The organism is Bradyrhizobium sp. Crot121, assembly GCF_059512385.1.
The window spans coordinates 1-19,559 of sequence record NZ_JCAMOR010000006.1; the positions used below are offsets into that span (position 1 = coordinate 1).

Genomic DNA, 19,559 nt, shown 5'->3' on the forward strand with positions numbered 1-19,559 from the left:
CGCTCGTCAGTCGCACGCATCGCGTCCACCGCATCTCACCGCAACGTTCGTGACGATCGCGAGCCGCCCCTCATTCGCGTGAGACGCGCGGAGTTAAATCACTGATTTGCCCGACGGCGGAAGCGGAATGTTTTTCGCGCGAGGGCTGGACGGCGCAAATCAACTTGGAATCGCTGGTGAATTTTTCTCCGCCGTCATTCCGGGGCACGCGTAGCGTGAGCCCGGAATCCATTTCTCCGCCAGCGCAAGTGGACGAATGGATTCCGGGCTCGCGACTTCGTCGCGCCCCGGAATGACGGAGAGTGAGGAGTTCGTGGCCCATCCCTCGGGACGCCGCTTGCGCGGCTTCTCGGGATGAGGGGGGCGCTTGTGGCGCCAATCAATAACAGCGGGAGGCGGCGATGGTGTGGAGCTTGGTGTCGCCGAGGAGGTGGGCGGTGAAGGCCGGTGTGCCGAAGAGTTTTGCGAAGGCGGCGTCGCGGATGCTGAGGCCGCCGGCGTAGGCGCCGAAGGCTGGCATCACGGCGCGCTCGCCATCGCTGGCGAAGCAGCGGCGTTCGACCGCGCGGCCGCGGGTCGAGACGCGGGCCTTGGGATGCAGATGGCCGGCGATCTCGCCGATGGCGCCGGTCGGCTCATGGCGGAATCTGATGCGGCCGATCGCGACTTCAGTGGCAACCATGCCGCCGAGATCGGACGGCAGGGCCGGATCGTGATTACCCGAAACCCAGATCCAGTCGCGCCGTGCCTGCAGCGCGGTGATGGCGTCGCGATCCTGCGCGCTCATCCGCTCGTGCGCACGCCGATCATGAAAGCTGTCGCCGAGCGCGATCACCATGCGCGGGTCATGACGGGCGATCACGGCGGCCAAACGGCCGAGGGTCGCCGCGGTGTCGTAAGGCGGCAGCAGCACGCCGCGCGTGGCGAAGCTCGAACCTTTTTCCAGGTGCAGGTCGGAGACGACGAGCAGGCGCTGCTCTTCCCAGAACAAAGCGCCGGAGAGATCGGCGGCGAATGACACGCCGGCGATATCGACGGCGGCGGTCGTATCGACGGTGAGAGCCACTTGCTCCGTCATGGCCGGGCTCGTCCCGGCCATCCACGTTCTTCCGCACGCGCCGAAGCGAAAGACGTGGATGCCCGGGACATCTGCGCGAAGACGCGCTTCGCGCTTTTGCCCGGGCATGACGGTGTGGAGAGAGATGTGCTCCAAAAATTCATCTACTTTGCTACGATGTCTCATGACATCGCCTCTTTCACGAGTTCGTCGGCGGCTTCCGCCAAGAGCTCGTCGGATGCTTCGCCATAAACTGACTCGCGGCCGATTTCCAGCATCACTGGAACCGCGAGCGGTGAGACGTGCTCCAGTTCCCGGTGCGTGATTCGCCCCTGGATCCGCGCGAGCATATCGCCGAGCCGGCGCAGATCGAGCAGACCGGTTGCGGCATCGGCACGGGCCGCGCGCAACAGGACATGATCGCCCTGATGCTTGCGCAGCACATCATAGACAAGGTCGGTCGAGAACAGCACCTGACGTCGCGATTTCTCCTCACCAGTATGGCGACGCGGGATTAGCCCTGAGATGATGGCGCAATTGCGGAAGGTGCGCTTCATCAACGCCGATTCGGCGAGCCATGCTTCGAGATCGTCGCCGAGCATGTCGGGATTGAACAGCGCGTTGAGATCGAGCTGGCCGTGCCGGATCATAAAAGAGAGGTCGCCGAGCCCCCAGATCGCCAGCGCATATTCATTGGCGATGAAGCCGAGCGGCCGGGTGCGGGCGCGCTCCATCCGTCGCGTCAGGAGCATGCCGAGCGTCTGGTGCGCGAGCCGGCCCTCGAAGGGATAGCAGACCAAATAATGCTTGTTGCCGCGTGGAAAGGTTTCGACCAGGAGCTCGCGGACCGCGGGCACGCGGGAGAAATCCTTCTGCAGCGACAGCCATTCATGGACCTGGTCCGGCAGCGCATTCCACGCCCGGCGATCGTCGAGCAGTTTGCGGACGCGCTCGGCGAGGTAGGTGGAGAGCGGGAATTTGCCGCCCATATAGGACGGCACTTTTGCATCCTTGTCGTTGGCGCGGGAGACATAGACCTGGTCCTCGACCAGTGCCTCGTAGCGCACCACCTCGCCGCCGAACACGAAGGTGTCGCCGGGCACGAGGCCCTCGATGAAGACTTCCTCGATCTCGCCTAGCATCTTGCCGCCGCGCGCGATTGCGCCGGTCGAGCCGGAGCCGCCGGCGCGTGAGCGCACCAGCCGCACCTTCAGCATGGTGTCCTCGACGATGGTGCCGACGTTGAGACGGTAGCTCTGCCGCACGCGGGGATTGGCGACGCGCCAGCGGCCCTGCTTGTCCTGCTTGATGCGGGCGAAGCGCTCATAGGTCTTCAGCGCATAGCCGCCGGTGGCGACGAAATCGACGATGTCGTCGAAATCGGCTCGCGTCAGCGCGGCATAGGGCGCCGCTGTCCGCACTTCGTCATACAGCTCATCGGAAAAGAACGGCTCGCCACAGGCGCAGCCGAGCACATGCTGCGCCAGGACGTCGAGTGCGCCTGATCGCAGCGGCGGCGTGTCCTGCGCATTCTCGGCAATCGCGTCGATCGCGACGCGGCATTCCAGCACCTCGAAACGGTTGGCCGGCACCAGCACGGCACGCGAGGCTTCGTCGAAACGGTGATTGGCGCGGCCGATGCGCTGCATCAATCGCGACGAGCCCTTGGGCGCACCGATATTGATGACGAGGTCGACATCGCCCCAGTCGACACCGAGATCGAGCGAGGAGGTGCAGACCACGCCGCGCAGCCGGCCGGCCGCCATCGCATCCTCGACCTTGCGGCGCTGCGCGACATCGAGCGAGCCGTGATGCAGCGCGATCGCAAGCCCATCGTCGTTCATGCGCCAGAGATCCTGGAACAGCATCTCGGCCTGGCTGCGCGTGTTGACGAACACCAGCGTGGTCTTGTTCTGCTTGATCAATTCATAGATCTCGCCGAGCGCATGGCGCGCGGTGTGGCCGGCCCACGGCAGACGTTCGCGCGTATCCAGCATCTCGACGATCGGCGGCGCCGCGCCGCCGGCGGTGACGACATCGGCGGCGATCTGCGCGGCCGGTTGCTGCGGCACCAGGAAGCGCGCGAGCTGCTCCGGCTCGGCGACCGTCGCCGACAGGCCGATCGCGCGCATCTCCGGTGCGAGCCGCCACAGCCGCGCGAGACCAAGCGACAACAGGTCGCCGCGCTTGGAGGTCACCAGCGCGTGCAGCTCGTCGAGCACGATGCGCCTCAGCGAGGAGAACAGGAACGGCGCGTCATCGGATGAGAGCAGGAGCGCGAGCTGCTCGGGCGTGGTGAGCAGGATGTCCGGCGGATAGCGCCGCTGCCGCTGGCGTCGCGATACCGGCGTATCGCCGGTGCGGGTCTCGATCTTGATCGGCAGCCCCATCTCAGCGACCGGCGCCTCAAGGTTGCGCGCGATGTCGACGGCGAGCGCTTTCAGCGGGGAGATGTAAAGGGTGTGAAGGCCGCCGGCGCGCTTCACGCTGCGGCCGGTGGAGATGAGGTTGGAGCGCGGCGCACTTGAGGTCGCTCCCTCTCCGCTGGCGAGCAGGTCATTCTCCCTCCGCCTGAAAGGGGGAGGGCTGGGGCGGTGCAGCCCGCCGCTAAGCTCCACGAGAGTCGGCAAGAATCCCGCCAGCGTCTTGCCGGCGCCGGTGGGCGCGATCAGCAATGCCGAGCGGTTCTCGCGCGCCTTCGCCAACAGCGCGAGCTGATGCGCGCGCGGCGACCAGCCGCGGGCCGCGAACCATTTCTGGAAGCGGAGAGGCAGGAGGGATTCGGCCTCGGTCGGGGCCGCGGGCTGGGTCAGGACGGGCACCGGGTAGAGCTATGCCTTCGGGGGCACTTCGTCGAGGGGTGCTCTCCCCAACCCTCTCCCCGCGAAGAGCGGGGAGAGGGAGATGAAGCAGTTCCCCGCCTACTCCGTCACGGGCTTGTCGGAGATGTCCCAATCCTTGCCGTTGAAGATCGAGATGTAGAGCGTCTTCATCGGCGTGTAGTCTTCGGGCGTGTAGCTGTAATTGATACCGTCGAGGAAATAGGGCGAGTGGAAGCCGGCGAGCGTGGTCGCGTGCTTCAGCACATTGGCGCGGGTAAGGTCGTCGCCGCAGCGGCGCAGGATTTCGGCCATGGTCGCGACCTGGCCGTAGCCGGCGAAGGCGATCGTGTTGTCGGGATCGACATTGGGCAGATATTTCTTCCGCAGCTCCTCGAAGGCGAGCACGTCCGGATCCTTCTCGAAGCGGGGCACGCCGACTTCCTTGGCGTAGCGGATCGCGACGATGCCGGTTGCGTTCTCAAGCCCCGCGGCGTTCAGGATCGAGCGGCCAGTCGAGCCCGCCGAGAGCAGATGCAGCGGCTTCCAGCCGAGCTCGGCGACCTTGCGGATCGACTGCGACGTCGCCTTGCCTGTCGTGATGTTGTAGAAGACATCGGCGCCGGATTTCGAGAGATTGATGAGCTGGGAATCGACGGTCGGATCGGTGAGATCGTAGGTCTGCTCCATGATGACCTGCGCCTTGCCGTCGGCATCCCCCAGCACCTTCTTGAACGGACCTAAGAAGTCGCGACCGAAATCGTCGTTCTGGTAGAGAATGCCGACTTTCGCGTCCGGCTTCACGCTGACGACGTGTTTGGCCAGAATGCGGGCCTCGGTCGGGTAGAGCGGCAGGCCGGCCATGGTCCATTTGAAATTCTTCGGATCATTCCATTTCGACGCGCCGGTGTTGAGCAGCAACTGCGGCACGCCTTTGGAATTGAGATATTTGTGCACGGCGGTCTGCGGCGCGGTACCGAGCGAGCCGTACAGCGCCAGCACTTCCTCCTGCTCCACCAGGCGCCGCGTTGCCTCGACGCATTTCGGCGCGCTGTAGGCATCGTCCATGGTGAGGAACTTGACCTTGCGTCCATTGATGCCGCCCTTCTCGTTCAGCATCTGGAAATAGGCCTCGCCGACGCGACCGAGCACGCCATACAGCGAGCCGGGGCCGGAATGCGGCACGGTCTGGCCGAGCTTGATCTCGGTGTCGCTGGCGCCCGGATCATATTTCTTCTCGGCGGCCCAGAGATAGGGCGCGGACAGGCTTGATGCGGCGAACGCACTGATGGCGGTGGCGCAGAATTCGCGCCTGGTTTGCTTCTTCATTGTTGTTGTCTCTCCCTAGACGACAACAATGATCAACATTCCGCTTGGCTCGGCAATACCGAACTTTTGCCTTTGCGACGCAATGACGCTCGAACAGTTCCGCGCGACGGAAAGGGTAGCGTCTAGACTCAAGTTTTGCTGATGCCGCAGCCGGTGAAGGTTTCGATTGGCGACCGGAGTTAATTCACTCCGGCTTCGCCACGCTCACTGCCGTCATTCCGGGGCGATGCGCAGCATCGAGCCCGGAATCCATTTGTCCGCCGTCACCCGGTGCGTGATGGATTCCGGGCTCGCGCTGTGCGCGCCCCGGAATGACGGCCGGTTATTGCTGCGGTCAAGAGCGCTCCCCGGGCTACGGCCGTTACGTCTTCGTGGCAATCACGACCAGGCCGGGGACGGGCACCTTGCCTTCGTTGCGCGTGGAGGCGGGCTGCAGCGCCGATAAGTTCAGGCCTGCGGCCTCGATCACGGCGCCGATGTAGGGCGCGCCGTGCGCATAACGCAGCCCGTCGCCGATCACGATGCTGTCGCCATCATGCGTCTCGACGGTGAAGGCGACGGCGCCACCGGGTGCGAGCACGCGTCCAGCCTCCGCCAGAACAGGCGCGAGGTCGCAGACATAGACCATGGCGTCGGCCGCGAGGATGAAATCGGCGCTGGCGTCATCCCTGGCGCGCAGCCCGTTCAGCATGTCCTGGACCTCGAGCTCGGCATAGAGGCCGGTGGCGCGCGCCTGCTCGATCATGCCCCGCGAGAGGTCGATGCCGATGAAGCGATCGACGTTCTTGGCAAAGGCGGCAGCACCGAGCCCGGTGCCGCAGCCGAGATCGATGCCGCGCTTGAAAAAGGCCGGCTTGTTCGCGGCGGCGCGCGCCGAGAGCACCGCCTTGAACAACAGCGAGGGGCCGCGATAGCCGAGATCGCGCTTCAAAGCCTCGTCGAAGCGCGGCGCGTATTGATCGAACAGCGCCTGCACATAGGCCTTCGGCATGTCGGACAATCCCTCCGCGCCGAGCTGCATCAAATGCAGACTGGCGCCGTGATGATCCTGTGGGTCGGCGTCGCGGGCGCGACGGAAGGCTGTGATCGCCGCCTCGCGTTCGCCGAGCTCCTGGCGGATCTCGCCGAGCACGAACCAGGCGGAGACGAAGCGCGGTGCGAGCTCGATCGCCTGCTCGAGCAGGTCGGCGGCGGCGGCGAGATCACCCCGCAACTGCAAATCGCGCGCGAATTCATAGCGGCGGTCGGCAACGAGATCGCCGGAGGACAGGAAGAGACGTCCGGACATCGCTTGGGGAACCAGTTCCGTCATTGCCGGGCTCGACCCGGCAATCCATCAATAGAAAGATGGAATCTTTAGAGAGATGGATGCGCGGGTCAAGCCCGCGCATGACGGCTAAAAATCGGGTTAAGCCGGCTTATATACTGCGGCATGCGTCCGCAAGACATCCTGCTGCCAGTTGCTGCCGGTCTCTGCTGCAAACCGGGTGGCTTTCATATCGATCCGGTCCGCCCTGTGGAGCGCGCGGTCATCACCCATGGCCATTCCGACCATGCGCGAGCCGGCCATGGCGCGGTGCTGGCGACGCAAGAGACCCTCGACATGATGCGGCTGCGCTATGGCGACAATTTCGCCGGCTCCACGCAGGCGATTCGTTATGGCGAGGAGGTCAGGCTCGGCGACATCAAGGTGAAATTCCATCCCGCAGGGCACGTGCTGGGCTCCGCGCAGATCGCGGTCTCCTGCAAGGATCTCTGCATCGTCGCCTCCGGCGACTACAAGGATGCGCGGGACCCGACCTGCGCGCCGTTCGAGCTCGTGCCCTGCGACGTCTTCATCACGGAGGCGACCTTCGGCCTGCCGGTGTTCCGGCATGGCGATGCGGCCGATGAGGTGAAGAAGCTCTTGGCATCGGTGGCGCTGTTTCCGGAGCGGGCGCATCTGGTCGGCGCCTATTCGCTCGGCAAGGCGCAGCGCGTGATCGCGCTATTGCGCGAGGCCGGCTATGACGCGCCGATCTATTTGCATGGCGCGATGGAGAAGATCACGCGCTACTACGAGAGCCGCGGGATTGCGCTCGGCGAGCTGCGCCCGGTGCGCGGCATGAAGAAGGCCGAGCTGGCCGGCACCATCACGCTGGCGCCGCCGACGGCGACCTCCGACATCTGGACACGGCGCTTTCCCGACCCGGTCACCGCGTTTGCCTCGGGCTGGATGCGGGTGCGCGCCCGCGCGCGCCAGCGCGGCGTCGAGCTGCCATTGGTGATCTCTGACCATGCCGACTGGGACGGGCTGACCGCGACGATCGGCGCGACCGGCGCCGGCGAGGTGTGGGTGACGCACGGTCAGGAAGACGCGCTGGTGCATTGGTGCAAGAGCAAGGGGCTTGCCGCGCGGCCGCTCGATCTCGTCGGCTATGGCGATGAAGAGGAGACCGAAGTCGTGCTCGACGGCGAGGAAGGCGGGGCATGAACCGTTTCGCCGAACTATTGGACCGCCTCGCCTATGAGCCCGGCCGCAACAACAAGCTGAAGCTGCTCACGGCCTATTTGCGCGACACCGAGGACCCCGACCGCGGCTATGCGCTGGCGGCGCTCACCGGCGCGCTGTCGTTCAAGCACGCCAAGCCGGGCCTGATCCGCGACCTGATCATGGAGCGCACCGATCCGGTGCTGTTCGGATATTCGTATGATTATGTCGGCGATCTCTCCGAAACCGTTGCGCTGATGTGGCCGAAGGTGGCGCTCGTCGGCCACAACAATCCGCCGCCGCCGACGCTGACGGAGGTCGTCACGCGGCTGCGCACGCTTGGCAAGACCGAGTTGCCGGCGCAGCTCGCGCGCTGGCTGGACGAGCTCGACGAGACCGGGCGCTGGGCGCTGCTAAAGCTCGTCACCGGCGCGATGCGGATCGGGATTTCGGCGCGGCTCGCGAAAACCGCGGCCGCGGCGCTCGGCGAGAAAGATCCGCATGAGATCGAATTGATGTGGCCGGGGCTGGCGCCGCCCTATCTCGATCTGTTCGCCTGGCTGGAGGGCCGGGCCGAAAAGCCTGTCAACCGCGACCCGGCGCCATTCCGCCCGGTGATGCTGGCGCATGCGATCGAGGATGCGGATTTCGCCAGTCTCGATCCGGCGGATTTCATCGCCGAATGGAAATGGGACGGCATCCGCGTGCAGGCCGTCTCAGGCCGCGACGAGCGCGGGCATTTGCAGGTTCGGCTCTATTCGCGCAGCGGCGAGGACATCACCAAGAGCTTTCCGGATTTGCTGCCGTCGCTGCATCTGCCCGGCGCGATCGACGGCGAGCTATTGGTGCTGCGCGACGGGCGGGTGCAGACCTTCAACGTGCTGCAGCAGCGGCTGAACCGAAAGGTCGTCTCGCCGAAACTGATGAAGGATTATCCGATCCATCTGCGTGCCTATGACCTGCTCGGCGACGACGAGAACGATTTGCGCGAACTGCCGTTCGAGGAGCGCCGCACGCATCTGGAAGCCTTCATCAGGAAGCTCGCCGATCCGCGCATCGACCTGTCGCCGACCGTCCCCTTCACCGATTGGCCCGCGCTGACCGCGGCGCGTGCCGATCCGGCCGGCGCCGGCGCGGGACTGGATGCGGAAGCGGTCGAGGGCGTGATGCTCAAGCGCCGCGATGCGCCCTATCTGCCGGGCCGTCCGAAGGGGCAATGGTGGAAGTGGAAGCGCGATCCGCACATCATCGACGCGGTACTGATGTATGCGCAGCGCGGCCACGGCAAGCGCTCGTCCTATTATTCCGACTATACGTTCGGTGTCTGGACCAATGGCGGTGCTGGCGACGAATTGGTGCCGGTCGGCAAGGCCTATTTCGGCTTCACCGATGAGGAACTCTTGCAGATCGACCGCTTCGTTCGCCGCAACACCACCGAGAAATTCGGCCCCGTCCGCCATGTCGTGCACGAGCCGGACCAGGGCCTGGTGCTCGAAGTGGCCTTTGAGGGTCTGCAGCGCTCGCCGCGGCACAAGTCGGGCGTTGCGATGCGGTTTCCGCGCATCAACCGATTGCGCTGGGACAAGCCGCCGCGCGAGGCCGACCGGCTGGAGACGCTGGAGCGGATGCTGAAGAGTGTGACGGCAAATTAAGGTTCCGCCCGTGGATGATAAGCATTGACGGCGCGGCGCGGGTTCCCCATGTGCATCGCCTTGCCTATAATGCGGATGCACACCCGCGAGGAGACAGCAATGCCTGACGACGTCCGTGACTTGCCGGCCAGCCAGAATGACGGTTTGTACCGCTTTCTCGGCGGCTCGCCGCTGTCGGTCGCCTTCCGGCTGATCCTCTTGTCGATCCTGGTCGGCGTCGTGCTCGCCGCGGTCGGATTCGATCCCTGGAATATCATCCACAGCATCCAATTGCTGTTCCAGCGGCTGTGGGACCTCGGCTTCGACACCATCAACTGGCTGTGGCGCTACTTCCTGCTTGGCGCCGTGATCGTGATCCCGGTCTGGCTGTTGTCGCGGCTGTTCGGCACGCCGCGCGGCCGCTAGCTGGCGCGGGCCGGGCGATGCAACTGCGATTTGTCGGCTGCGGCGACGCCTTCGGCTCCGGCGGCAGGTACAACACCTGCTTCCACGTCACCGGCAACAGCGTCAATTTCCTGATCGATTGCGGCGCATCCTCGCTACCGGCCATGAAGCGCCTCGACATCGTGCGCGATGAGATCGATCTGATCCTGATCACGCATTTCCACGGCGACCATTTCGCCGGCCTGCCGTTCTTCCTGCTCGATGCACAGTTCTCACGGCGCAGCCGGCCGCTCGTGATCGCGGGGCCTGAGGGCATCGAGACGCGGCTGCCACAGGTGATGGAAGCGCTGTTCGAGCATTCGTCCAAGACCAAGCAGCGTTTCGAGCTCTCCGTCGTGCCGCTGGTGCCCGAGCAAAGCCGCAGCTTCGGCGCGGTGACGGTGACGCCCTATCCGGTCGTGCATGGCGAATCCGGCGGACCGTTCCTGGCCTACCGGATCGAGACCGAAGGCCGCGTCATTGCCTACAGCGCCGACACCGAATGGACGGAGACGCTGATCCCGGCGGCGCGCAACGCCGACCTGTTCATCGCGGAAGCTAATACCTACGACAAGATCGTCAAGAACCATCTCAGCCTGGCGACGCTGGAAGCGCATCTGCCCGAGATCGGCGCCAAGCGGCTGGTGCTGACCCACATGAGCGACGACATGCTCGGCCGCGTGGACGAGCTGCCCTACACCGCCGCCAGCGACGGCATGGTGGTGGTGTTCTAGAAGATGCACGCACCAAACCCATCCGCGGAGGTCACGAGCCGGCAGGTATTCGCCATCGCAGGTCCCGCGATGATCGCGAACCTGACGACGCCGTTGATCGGGATCGTCTCCACCACGGCGATCGGACGGCTGGACGATGCGGCGCTGCTCGGCGGGGTCGCGATGGCCTCCGTGCTGTTCGACTGCATGTTCTGGCTGTTCGCGTTCCTGCGCATGAGCACGGTTGCCTTCACCGCGCAGTCGCTCGGCGCCGGCGAGACGCAGGAATTGCGTGCGATCCTGGTGCGCGGCTTCATCGTCGCGGCGGTGATCGGCGCCGCGCTGATCGTGCTGCAGGGGCCGCTGGCCGCGATCCTGCTCAGCGCGATGGGCGGCAGCGAAGGCGTGACGGCGGCGGCGAAGACCTATTTCCTGATCCGCATCTGGTCGGCGCCGCTCGCGCTCGCCAACTACGTCGTGCTCGGCTGGCTGATCGGCCAGGCGCGGGCGACATTGGCGCTGTCGACGCAGATCGCGATCAACGTCGTCAACATGGCGGCGACCATACTGCTGGTGCTGGTGTTCACTCTCGGCATTGCCGGCGCGGCGATCGCCGCTGTGATCGCGGAAACGGCCGGGCTGTTGCTCGGCATCCTCATTGCGCGGCATCTGACGGGAGGAAAGCTCGACATCCTGCCGGGCACGCTGTTTGCGCGCGAAAAACTAATGCGGATGCTCGCCGTCAACCGCGACATCATGATCCGCACCGCAGCACTGATCACGGCGTTCCTGTTTTTCACCGCGCAAGGCGCCCGCGCCGGCGACGTCACGCTGGCGGCGAATGCGGTGCTCAACAATTTCCTTTTAGTCAGCGCCTTCTTCCTCGACGGCCTCGCCAATGCCGCCGAGCAGCTCTGCGGCCGCGCCTATGGCGCGCGCGACCGCTATGCATTTGCCGGCGCAGTGCGGCTGGTCATCGTCTGGGGCTTTGCGTTTGCGCTCGCAGTGATGGCGGCATTCGCGCTGTTCGGGCCTGTTCTGATCGATATCATGACCGCGAACACGGAGGTGCGGCAGGCCGCGCGCGCGTTCCTGCTGTTCGTGATCCTGTCGCCGCTGCTGGCGGTGTTCGCCTTCGCCTATGACGGCGTCTATATCGGCGCGACCTGGGCGCGCGACATGCGCAATCTGATGGTGCTGTCGCTCGTGATCTTCCTCGCCGCCTGGTTTCTCTTGCGCCCCTTCGGCAATGCCGGGCTGTGGACCGCACTGCTGGTGCACTATGCCGCGCGCGGCGGATTGGAGGCGCTGCGCTATCCGGCGCTGTTCAGGGCATCGTTCGCGACGCCATAGTACGAACCGACTACGCCGTCATTGCGAGCGAAGCGAAGCAATCCATCTCTCCCGCGCGGCGGCATGGATTGCTTCGTCGCTATCGCTCCTCGCAATGACGGTGCAGGCCGGACATGGCTCACCGTACCGGCCAGTCCTCGGCCGTGATGGTGGCGGCATCGGCGCCGACGATTTCGGACAGCGAGTCGCGGCCGGTGCGCAGGAGCGTCGAGGAGAGATCGCGCTTGATGTCGTCGACGAGGCCGAGGCCCTTGTAGACCAGCGAGGAATAAAGCTGGATCAGGCTGGCGCCGGCGCGGATTTTTGTGAGCGCGGCGCCGCCGGAATCGATGCCGCCGACGCCGATCAGGGGAAACGCACCCTCAGCGCGCACATAGGTCTCCGCCACCATCCGCGTCGACAGGCGGAACAGCGGCCGGCCCGAGAGACCGCCCTGCTCCTTGATGCGGGCCTGCTCACGTAACGTGGACGGCCGCGCCAGCGTCGTGTTGGCGACGATCATGCCGTCGACGCGGCGCGAGCGTGCGATGTGAACGACGTCGTCGAGCTCGGCGAGGCTTAAGTCCGGCGCGATCTTCAAGAGCACCGGCGAGTCGCCGGCATTTTTCCGCACCCGCTCCCGGGTCTCGATGACCCGTGCCAGGAGGTCATCGAGCGCGGCCGATTGCTGCAGATTGCGCAGGCCCGGCGTATTCGGCGAGGACACGTTGATGGTGAAGTAGCTCGCGACCGGCGCAAAAGTCTCGATCAGCTTCACATAGTCGGCGGTACGATCCGGCGAATCCTTGTTGGCGCCGACATTGACGCCGACGATGCCGGAAAGATGGGCGCGGCCGGCGAGCCGCCGCAGCACCGCCGCCGCGCCGTCGTTGTTGAAGCCCATGCGGTTGATGACGGCTTCATCCCGCTCAAGCCGAAACAGCCTCGGCCTGGCATTGCCGGACTGCGGCAGCGGCGTCACCGAGCCGATCTCGACAAAGCCGAAGCCGAGCTTGAGCAGCGCATCGGGCGCCTCCGCGTTCTTGTCGAAGCCCGCGGCCATGCCGACCGGATTGGGAAAATTCAGTCCGAACGCGCGCACCGCGAGCTTCGGATCATCCGGCCGCTGGCGGATCGGCGGCAGGAAGCGCAGCCCCTGGATCGCCAGCCGGTGGGCGTCCTCCGGATCGAGCCAGCGCAGCAGCGGCAGCGAGACGGCATCGAAGGCGCGGATCACGGCAACGTCTCCGGGATCGCATGGGTGCCGTCGGCGCGCGCCGGCAGGTCGTAGACCGCGGTGACCGCGCCGAGATCGAGCTCGCCATAGAGATGCGGAAACAATTCATCGTGACGGGAAGGCTCCCAGCGCAAGGCATCACCCAGCGCATCCGCGTCGACCGCGATCAGAAACAGGCCGGTTTGGCCGGAAAAATGCTTTCGCGCGGTCCCGGCGACCTGGGATGCGGTGGAGAAGTGGATGAAACCGTCGCGCAGATCGTCGGCACTACCCCGATACACTCCGGCCCGCTCGGCCTCGCGCCAAGCTGAGGCAGGGCTGATTTTATAGATCGTGCGCACCTATCCGGTGTCCCATGCTTCACGCTTGAGTCTGTTGGGGTTTTCCCGAAGCTGGCCGGGCCAGCGATGGACCGTATCGACGCCCGTGGCGCAACTCAAGCGCCACAGCAGGGCCGATTGGGGACATTTGCGGAAAGCCGCAGGTTCCGGCAATAATTCCTAAATCAGAACGGCGGAATTCCGATGGTCAGACCGCCCAAGCAATCGCGCCTGCTGACCCACGGCCAGGTCTGGGCCGCACTGGACCGGCTGGCGGAGCGCGCCGGATTGTCGCCGTCCGGGCTTGCCCGGCGCGCCGGGCTGGACCCGACCACCTTCAACAAGTCCAAGCGCATCACCACCGACGGCCGCGAGCGTTGGCCCTCGACCGAATCGGTCGCGAAGGCGCTCGCCGCGACCAACGTGTCCATCGACACCTTCGTGCAGTTGATCGGCGACGGCGGCGGCCGCGGCGGCCCGTCAGTGCCGCTGATCGGCCTTGCCGAAGCGTCGGCAAGCGATGCTTTCGACGACAACGGCTTTCCGACCGGCAAAGGCTGGGACGAAGTGGCGCTGCCGACCGTCCCCGACGAGCACGCCTTCGCGCTCGAAATCTTCGGCGACACGCTGCGGCCGGTTTTCCGCGAGGGCGATATCATTATGGTGTCGCCGTCAACTCCGATCCGCCGCGGCGATCGCGTGGTGGTGCGAACCAAGGACGGCGAGATACTGGTGAAGGAGTGCAAACGCCGCACGGCGAAGACGCTCGAATTGCAGTCGCTCAATCCGGCGGAAGCAGATCGCACGCTCGCGGCCGAGGACGTCGCCTGGATCGCGCGGATCGTGTGGGTGAGGCAGTAACTCTCTGGTGTCATCCCTGCGAAAGCAGGGACCCATAACCACAGGAGGTTGTTGTGGCGCGCATTCTTGTCCTTGGTGCGGGATTCGCCGGCCTCTGGGCTGCCATCGGGGCTGCGCGCAAGCGCGATGAGATCGGCCGCGCGGCCGAGGTCGAGATTCTCGTCATCGATCGCAATCCCTATCACAACATTCGAGTCCGCAATTACGAAGTCGACCTGAGCGAGGCGGCGATCCCGCTTGGCGAGGTGCTGGACCCTATCGGCGTCGCTCACAGACTTGCCGAGGTGCAAGCGATCGATGCGGTCAAACAGCAGGTGACCGTCGCAGCGAGCGACGGCCCGGAGGTTTTGACTTACGATCGGCTGGTGCTGGCGCTTGGCAGCGAACTGGCGCGCCCGGCGATTGCCGGCCTCGCGGCCAACGGCTTCGACGTGGACGCCTATGCGGCTGCCGTCCGGCTCGACGCACATCTCGCAGCGCTCGGCGCCGAGGCGCCATCGGAAGCGCGCTCCACGGTGGTCGTGGTCGGCGCCGGTTTCACCGGAATTGAGGTCGCAACCGAGATGCCGGGCAAGCTCGATCGAGCCGGCGTCACCGACGGGCAACGCATCGTTCTCATAGACCCCAATCCCGCGGTTGGCGTCACGATCGGGGATAATGCCCGCCCTGTCATCAATGAGGCGCTCTTGGCGCTCGGCGTTGAAACGCGACTGAGCGTGAGGGTTACCGCTATCGAGCCGAACGCGATCGCGCTCAGTTCGGGGGAGATCATTCCCACACGGACAGTCGTGTGGTGCGCGGGCATGCGCGCAAGTCCGCTGGCTGAGGCGCTGGATGTTGAACGCGACCGGTATGGTCGCGTCATCGTCGATCAATTCATGCGCGTGACCGGTGCAACAAATGTCTTTGCCGCCGGCGATGTGGCCTGCAGTTTCGTGGACGGCGTCCACGCCTCCGTGATGTCCTGCCAGTTCGCCCGGCCGATGGGCCGCTTCGCAGGCCATAACGTCGTGGCCGACCTGTTCGGGCAGCCGATGCTACCGCTTCATATTGATTGGTATGTCACCGTGCTCGATCTCGGCGCGTGGGGAGCTTTGTACACGGAAGGGTGGGATCGCCAGGTGCGTACCAGTGGGGCTGCCGCGAAAGTGACCAAGCAGACGATCAATCACGTGCGGATCTATCCGCCGCGGACAGGTGATCGTGCGGAGATCCTCGCGGCTGCGGCGCCGACGCTGCAGGCGCCGCCGGCCGTGCGATCGTAAACGTCGGCTGCAGAAGCATCGCGCGTAGACTCGGCATTCTCGTCGTTCCCGCGAAGGCGGGGACCCATAACCACAGGGAGCTGTTGTGACGCGAACAAGCGGTTACAGCGGAGCACATTACTGTGGTTGGGTCCCGGGTCCCGGCTACACCAAGCGGCTTCGCCGCGGCGCGCAAGCCCCGGACGACGCCGTCATTGCGAGGAGCGAAGCGACGAAGCAATCCCCATCTCCACAAGCGGTGAGATGGATTGCTTCGCTTCGCTCGCAATGACGGCTTGGATGCAGTCGCGCAAACCTCACCTTACGTCGCGTAGTCCGGCTCCTTGCGGTCCAGCATGCGCTTGAGCGCATCGAAGTGCCGCTGCGCCGGGCTTGGGCTCCTGTAGAGGCTGGTGCCGCCGATATCGCGCATGGTCTTTTCGACCACGGGAGCAGGCAGCTTCTTCAGCGGCTGTCCGGTCCACATCGCATAGATCTGCACCTGCGCGGCGCGCTCGATGTAGTAGAGCCGGTCATAGGCCGCCGCGACGGTCTCGCCGACGGTCGAGATGCCGTGGTTGGCCATGAATAGAATGGTCTTGTCGCCGATCACCCTGGCGAGCCGCGCGCCTTCGGCCGGATCGAGCGCCGGGCCGGTATATTCGTCGTCATAGGCGATCTTGCCGGCCATGCCGACTTCGGTCTGGCCGATCTCCTTGATGCGGGGATCCTCGAGCCGGGTCAGCGCGCTGGCAAACGGCATGTGGGTGTGAAACACCGCTTTGGCCTGCGGCAGCGCCTTGTGGATCGGGGCGTGGATGCAATAGCAGGAGCGCTCGACCTCGCCCTCGCCGCGCTTGACCTCGGCATCGTCGATGCCGACTTCCATGAAAGAGGAAGCGGTCACCTCCGACCAATGCATGCCGAACGGAATCTGATAGTAGCGGTCGCTGCGGCCGGGCACCACGAAGGTCAGATGGTTGAAGATGCCCTCACTGAAACCCTGGATGAAGGCGAGCCGGTGCGCGGCGGCGAGATCGACGCGCGCCTGCCACTCTGCGGCGCCTTGATCGGTAAGCGTGTCCGGCGAAACCCTGAACTGCATGTTGATCCTCCCTTGCGCGCCTGTGCTGGCGGCTTGTTATTGGCGCAGTCTAGCTCAAATTGCCGCCGCCCCGATTGCAATTACCGTGCACCAACCATCCCAATTTCGCGAGGCGGGCGCGGCGCATTGGCGGCAGTTGGCAGCATGTTTTCGATAGAACAACGCGGCAAGACGCAGTTTGCGTTGGCAAAGCCGGCAATGTTCGCCCTACAGTTAAGGATGAGGAGACCTATTTCGGATGACTGCTGGCACTGAAGGAAACCCGGATCGCAAAACCATTGCCGTCGTCGGCCTCGGAAGCATCGGCGGTATCATCGCCGGCCTGTTGCGCGCGGCGGACCGGCACGATGTGGTCGCCTGTGTCAGGCGGCCGCTCGATCGTCTCGTGGTCGAGCGTGCGGAAGGCGCAATCGATGTTCCGCTTCGCGCACTGACCGATCCGGAGCAGGCGACGCCGGTGGACTGGGTGCTGTTCTGCACCAAGGCGCAGGACACGCCGTCAAGCGCGCCGTGGCTTGCAAGACTCTGCGGCGCCGACACCCGGATCGCGGTCCTGCAGAACGGCATCGGGCACAAGGAGCGGCTGGCACCATTGGCCGGACACGCAACCATTATTCCTACGCTCGTCTATTACAATGGCGAGCGATTGGCGCCGGACCGCGTTCGCTTCCGACGTGCCGGCGACTATGAGTTCACGGTCGCGGACGATGCCGATGGACGGGCGTTCGAAGCCCTGCTCGAAGAAACCGGCCTGCGAGTGCTGCGCAGTGACGACTTCGCCACGCTCGCCTGGCGAAAGCTCCTGATCAACGCGGTCGCCAATCCGATCACCGCGCTGACCCTGCTGCGGCAGGCGGTGTTCCGGCGCGATGACGTCAAAGCGCTGTGTCTTGCCATCCTCGAAGAGGCTGTTGCCGTCGGGCGCGCCGATGGCGCTCGCCTCGAGGCAGATGAGGCCCAGCGAATGCTGGCGACGCTGCTCACCTATCCGCCCGACGCCGGCACCTCGATGTATTTCGATCGCCTCGCCGGCCGACCGTTCGAAGCCGACGCGCTCACCGGCGCGATCGTCGCGGCCGGCAAACGACATGGCGTGGCGACGCCGCTCAACGGCCTCCTGCTGACGCTATTGCGTGCGACGAGTGATGGGTTGCGGGATGCGAAGCGGTAGGGTGGGCAAAGCGAAGCGTGCCCACCATTCCTTGCGCCGCGCTTGATGGTGGGCACGCTTCGCTTTGCCCACCCTACGGGACGATCATTGCCGGGCCTGACCCGGCAATCCATCGACCGAAAGAGTCTTGCGAAGCTGGATGGATGCGCGGGTCAAGCCCGCGCATGACGGATTGAGAAAGCTACGACGACCTTGCCAGTGCGCCGTCGATCATGTTGACGGCGTTCTGGAGGCCGTAGACCGCGACGAAGGAGCCGAAGCGCGGGCCTTTCTCCTGGCCGAGCAGGACCTGGTAGAGCATGTTGAACCAGTCGAGCGAGACGCCGGGGCGGCCGTCCTTGCCCTTCTTCACGGGATCGAGGAACGGCTCGCGGCGGCCGATCTCGTAGACCACGTTCTGGATGTCCTCCGCGGTCGAGTCCGGCGGCATGTTGGAGAGCGCATCACGCAAATCCTGCAGCGCCGCCCGCTCGCTCTCGGTCGGCTCGCGGAACTGCTTCGAGGGCGCGACGAAGTCGCGGTAGTAGTTGATGGCATAGCCGACCATCGCATCCAGCTTCGGATGCGTCTGCGGCGTCACGCCCGGGCGATAGCGGCCGATGAAGCCCCACAAGGTCTCGGCATTCTCCGCATTCGACGACGACACCAGCGTCAGCAGAAGCTGGAAGGTGACGGGCATGTCCACCTTCGGCGGATGGCCGGAGTGGATGTGCCAGACCGGATTCTGCAATTGCTGGCGCCCTTCCTGACGCGGGAAGGCGTCAACGAACTGCTGGTATTCGTCGACATTGCGCGGGATCACGTCGAAATAGAGCCGCTTGGCCGCCTTCGGCTCGCGATACATGAACAGCGACAGCGATTCCGGCGAGGCATAGCGCAGCCATTCGTCGATTGTGAGCCCGTTGCCCTTCGACTTCGAGATCTTCTGGCCTTTGTCGTCGAGGAAGAGCTCGTAGTTGAAGCCTTCCGGCGGCGTGCCGCCGAGCGCCGCGCAGATCTTGCCCGACAGCTTCACCGAATCGATCAGGTCCTTGCCGGCCATCTCATAGTCGACGCCGAGCGCATACCAGCGCATCGCCCAGTCCGGCTTCCACTGCAATTTGCAGCGGCCGCCGGTGACGGGCACCGTGACGCTCTCCTTCGTCTCGGGGTCTTCATAAGAGATGGTGCCGGCCTTGGCGTCATGTGCGGTGACCGGCACGTAAAGCACGAGCCCGGTGCGCGGGCAGATCGGGAGGAACGGCGAATAGCTCGCGGCGCGCTCCTCGCGGAGCGAGGGCAGCATGATCGCCATCACCTTCTCGATCCGCTCCAGCATCCGCAGCAGCGCGGCGTCGAAGCGGCCCGAGGTGTAGTAGTCGGTCGAGCTGGCGAATTCGTAGTCGAAGCCGAACTGATCGAGGAAGGCGCGCAGCCGCGCATTGTTGTGCTCGCCGAAGCTCGGATGCGTGCCGAAGGGATCAGGCACCTTCGTCAGCGGCATGCCGAGGTGCTGCTCCAGCAGCTCCTTGTTCGGGACATTGTCCGGCACCTTGCGCAGGCCATCCATGTCGTCGGAGAAGGCGAGCAGGCGCGTCTTGATCTTGTCCTCCGTGAGCACGCGGAAGGCGTGGCGCACCATGGTGGTGCGCGCGACCTCGCCGAAGGTGCCGATATGGGGCAGGCCGGACGGGCCATAGCCGGTCTCGAACAGCACCTCATCCTTCGGATTTTTTTTCAGCCGCGCGACAATCGCTTTCGCCTGCTCGAACGGCCAGGCGTTGGATTGTTCGGCGAGCGCACGCAGGTCGCTCGGGCTTGCGGCAAGGTCAGTCACGGACATCGGG

General features: G+C 65.1%; 16 protein-coding genes. 8 read left to right on the top strand and 8 right to left on the bottom strand.

Features of this window, described 5'->3' with window-relative positions; translation table 11 throughout:
- Window positions 1–379: 379 nt before the first annotated feature.
- The 4 genes from pdeM to AC5ZGW_RS08305 form a co-directional block, all read right to left on the bottom strand.
- The gene (gene pdeM / locus AC5ZGW_RS08290) at window positions 380–1,078 is read right to left on the bottom strand and encodes a ligase-associated DNA damage response endonuclease PdeM (RefSeq protein WP_245475221.1); all 699 of its coding nucleotides are present in this window, start codon (window positions 1,076–1,078) and stop codon (window positions 380–382) included.
- Between the two features lie 161 nt (window positions 1,079–1,239).
- Window positions 1,240–3,879, bottom strand: coding sequence for a ligase-associated DNA damage response DEXH box helicase (locus tag AC5ZGW_RS08295; protein ID WP_463326991.1), 2,640 nt, complete (start codon window positions 3,877–3,879; stop codon window positions 1,240–1,242).
- 99 nt (window positions 3,880–3,978) lie between these two features.
- A complete protein-coding gene (locus AC5ZGW_RS08300) occupies window positions 3,979–5,205 on the bottom strand; it encodes an ABC transporter substrate-binding protein (RefSeq protein WP_130227530.1) in 1,227 nt (408 codons plus the stop codon).
- Window positions 5,206–5,566: 361 nt separating this feature from the next.
- Window positions 5,567–6,493 (bottom strand): class I SAM-dependent DNA methyltransferase, encoded by a 927-nt coding sequence (locus tag AC5ZGW_RS08305; protein ID WP_130227531.1) that lies wholly within the window; start codon window positions 6,491–6,493, stop codon window positions 5,567–5,569.
- A 144-nt stretch (window positions 6,494–6,637) separates the two neighbouring features.
- Here AC5ZGW_RS08305 and AC5ZGW_RS08310 point away from each other — a divergent pair, with 144 nt between their 5' ends.
- From AC5ZGW_RS08310 to AC5ZGW_RS08330, 5 genes are all read left to right on the top strand, one after another.
- Complete coding sequence (locus AC5ZGW_RS08310) at window positions 6,638–7,678, top strand: ligase-associated DNA damage response exonuclease (protein WP_130227532.1); 1,041 nt, start codon at window positions 6,638–6,640, stop codon at window positions 7,676–7,678.
- Window positions 7,675–9,327: an ATP-dependent DNA ligase gene (locus AC5ZGW_RS08315; RefSeq protein WP_130227533.1), complete on the top strand. Its 1,653-nt coding sequence runs from the start codon at window positions 7,675–7,677 to the stop codon at window positions 9,325–9,327. The genes AC5ZGW_RS08310 and AC5ZGW_RS08315 overlap by 4 nt, the downstream gene beginning before the upstream one ends.
- Window positions 9,328–9,426: 99 nt before the next feature.
- On the top strand, window positions 9,427–9,732 hold the full coding sequence (locus AC5ZGW_RS08320) for a DUF6460 domain-containing protein (RefSeq protein WP_028167653.1): 306 nt from the start codon (window positions 9,427–9,429) through the stop codon (window positions 9,730–9,732).
- A 17-nt stretch (window positions 9,733–9,749) separates the two neighbouring features.
- Window positions 9,750–10,484 (top strand): MBL fold metallo-hydrolase, encoded by a 735-nt coding sequence (locus AC5ZGW_RS08325; protein WP_130227535.1) that lies wholly within the window; start codon window positions 9,750–9,752, stop codon window positions 10,482–10,484.
- 3 nt (window positions 10,485–10,487) lie between these two features.
- Window positions 10,488–11,816 carry an MATE family efflux transporter gene (locus AC5ZGW_RS08330; RefSeq protein WP_130227536.1) on the top strand — a complete coding sequence of 443 codons (1,329 nt, stop codon included), beginning with the start codon at window positions 10,488–10,490 and terminating at the stop codon, window positions 11,814–11,816.
- A 118-nt stretch (window positions 11,817–11,934) separates the two neighbouring features.
- Here the strand turns inward: AC5ZGW_RS08330 and AC5ZGW_RS08335 are convergent, their stop codons facing one another.
- Window positions 11,935–13,032 carry a quinone-dependent dihydroorotate dehydrogenase gene (locus AC5ZGW_RS08335; protein WP_130227537.1) on the bottom strand — a complete coding sequence of 366 codons (1,098 nt, stop codon included), beginning with the start codon at window positions 13,030–13,032 and terminating at the stop codon, window positions 11,935–11,937.
- A complete protein-coding gene (locus AC5ZGW_RS08340; RefSeq protein ID WP_130227538.1) occupies window positions 13,029–13,373 on the bottom strand; it encodes a DUF952 domain-containing protein in 345 nt (114 codons plus the stop codon). Before AC5ZGW_RS08340 ends, AC5ZGW_RS08335 begins: the two co-directional genes overlap by 4 nt.
- 183 nt (window positions 13,374–13,556) lie before the next feature.
- On the opposite strand from AC5ZGW_RS08340, the gene AC5ZGW_RS08345 reads away from it, so the two are divergent.
- Entirely contained in the window at window positions 13,557–14,213 is a 657-nt protein-coding gene (locus AC5ZGW_RS08345; protein WP_207231067.1) for a S24 family peptidase, read from the top strand.
- Between the two features lie 53 nt (window positions 14,214–14,266).
- A complete protein-coding gene (locus AC5ZGW_RS08350) occupies window positions 14,267–15,478 on the top strand; it encodes an NAD(P)/FAD-dependent oxidoreductase (protein ID WP_130227539.1) in 1,212 nt (403 codons plus the stop codon).
- A gap of 301 nt (window positions 15,479–15,779) precedes the next feature.
- Here AC5ZGW_RS08350 and AC5ZGW_RS08355 read toward each other — a convergent pair whose 3' ends face one another.
- Window positions 15,780–16,562 (bottom strand): class II aldolase/adducin family protein, encoded by a 783-nt coding sequence (locus AC5ZGW_RS08355; protein ID WP_245474846.1) that lies wholly within the window; start codon window positions 16,560–16,562, stop codon window positions 15,780–15,782.
- A 238-nt stretch (window positions 16,563–16,800) separates the two neighbouring features.
- Between AC5ZGW_RS08355 and AC5ZGW_RS08360 the strand changes: the two genes are divergently transcribed.
- Window positions 16,801–17,733 carry a 2-dehydropantoate 2-reductase gene (locus tag AC5ZGW_RS08360; RefSeq protein ID WP_130227541.1) on the top strand — a complete coding sequence of 311 codons (933 nt, stop codon included), beginning with the start codon at window positions 16,801–16,803 and terminating at the stop codon, window positions 17,731–17,733.
- A gap of 181 nt (window positions 17,734–17,914) precedes the next feature.
- Here the strand turns inward: AC5ZGW_RS08360 and AC5ZGW_RS08365 are convergent, their stop codons facing one another.
- Window positions 17,915–19,555: a lysine--tRNA ligase gene (locus AC5ZGW_RS08365; RefSeq protein WP_130227542.1), complete on the bottom strand. Its 1,641-nt coding sequence runs from the start codon at window positions 19,553–19,555 to the stop codon at window positions 17,915–17,917.
- Between the last annotated feature and the right edge of the window lie 4 nt (window positions 19,556–19,559).

Excerpts from the sequence above, each read along its gene's own strand:
- AC5ZGW_RS08345 (WP_207231067.1), top strand. The coding sequence starts at position 13,557 with ATGGTCAGACCGCCCAAGCAATCGCGCCTGCTGACCCACGGCCAGGTC.
- AC5ZGW_RS08315 (WP_130227533.1), top strand. The coding sequence starts at position 7,675 with ATGAACCGTTTCGCCGAACTATTGGACCGCCTCGCCTATGAGCCCGGC.
- pdeM (WP_245475221.1), bottom strand. The coding sequence starts at position 1,078 with ATGACGGAGCAAGTGGCTCTCACCGTCGATACGACCGCCGCCGTCGAT.
- AC5ZGW_RS08365 (WP_130227542.1), bottom strand. The coding sequence starts at position 19,555 with ATGTCCGTGACTGACCTTGCCGCAAGCCCGAGCGACCTGCGTGCGCTC.
- AC5ZGW_RS08355 (WP_245474846.1), bottom strand. The coding sequence starts at position 16,562 with ATGCAGTTCAGGGTTTCGCCGGACACGCTTACCGATCAAGGCGCCGCA.
- AC5ZGW_RS08320 (WP_028167653.1), top strand. The coding sequence starts at position 9,427 with ATGCCTGACGACGTCCGTGACTTGCCGGCCAGCCAGAATGACGGTTTG.
- AC5ZGW_RS08310 (WP_130227532.1), top strand. The coding sequence starts at position 6,638 with ATGCGTCCGCAAGACATCCTGCTGCCAGTTGCTGCCGGTCTCTGCTGC.
- AC5ZGW_RS08325 (WP_130227535.1), top strand. The coding sequence starts at position 9,750 with ATGCAACTGCGATTTGTCGGCTGCGGCGACGCCTTCGGCTCCGGCGGC.
- AC5ZGW_RS08360 (WP_130227541.1), top strand. The coding sequence starts at position 16,801 with ATGACTGCTGGCACTGAAGGAAACCCGGATCGCAAAACCATTGCCGTC.
- AC5ZGW_RS08300 (WP_130227530.1), bottom strand. The coding sequence starts at position 5,205 with ATGAAGAAGCAAACCAGGCGCGAATTCTGCGCCACCGCCATCAGTGCG.
- AC5ZGW_RS08305 (WP_130227531.1), bottom strand. The coding sequence starts at position 6,493 with ATGTCCGGACGTCTCTTCCTGTCCTCCGGCGATCTCGTTGCCGACCGC.
- AC5ZGW_RS08330 (WP_130227536.1), top strand. The coding sequence starts at position 10,488 with ATGCACGCACCAAACCCATCCGCGGAGGTCACGAGCCGGCAGGTATTC.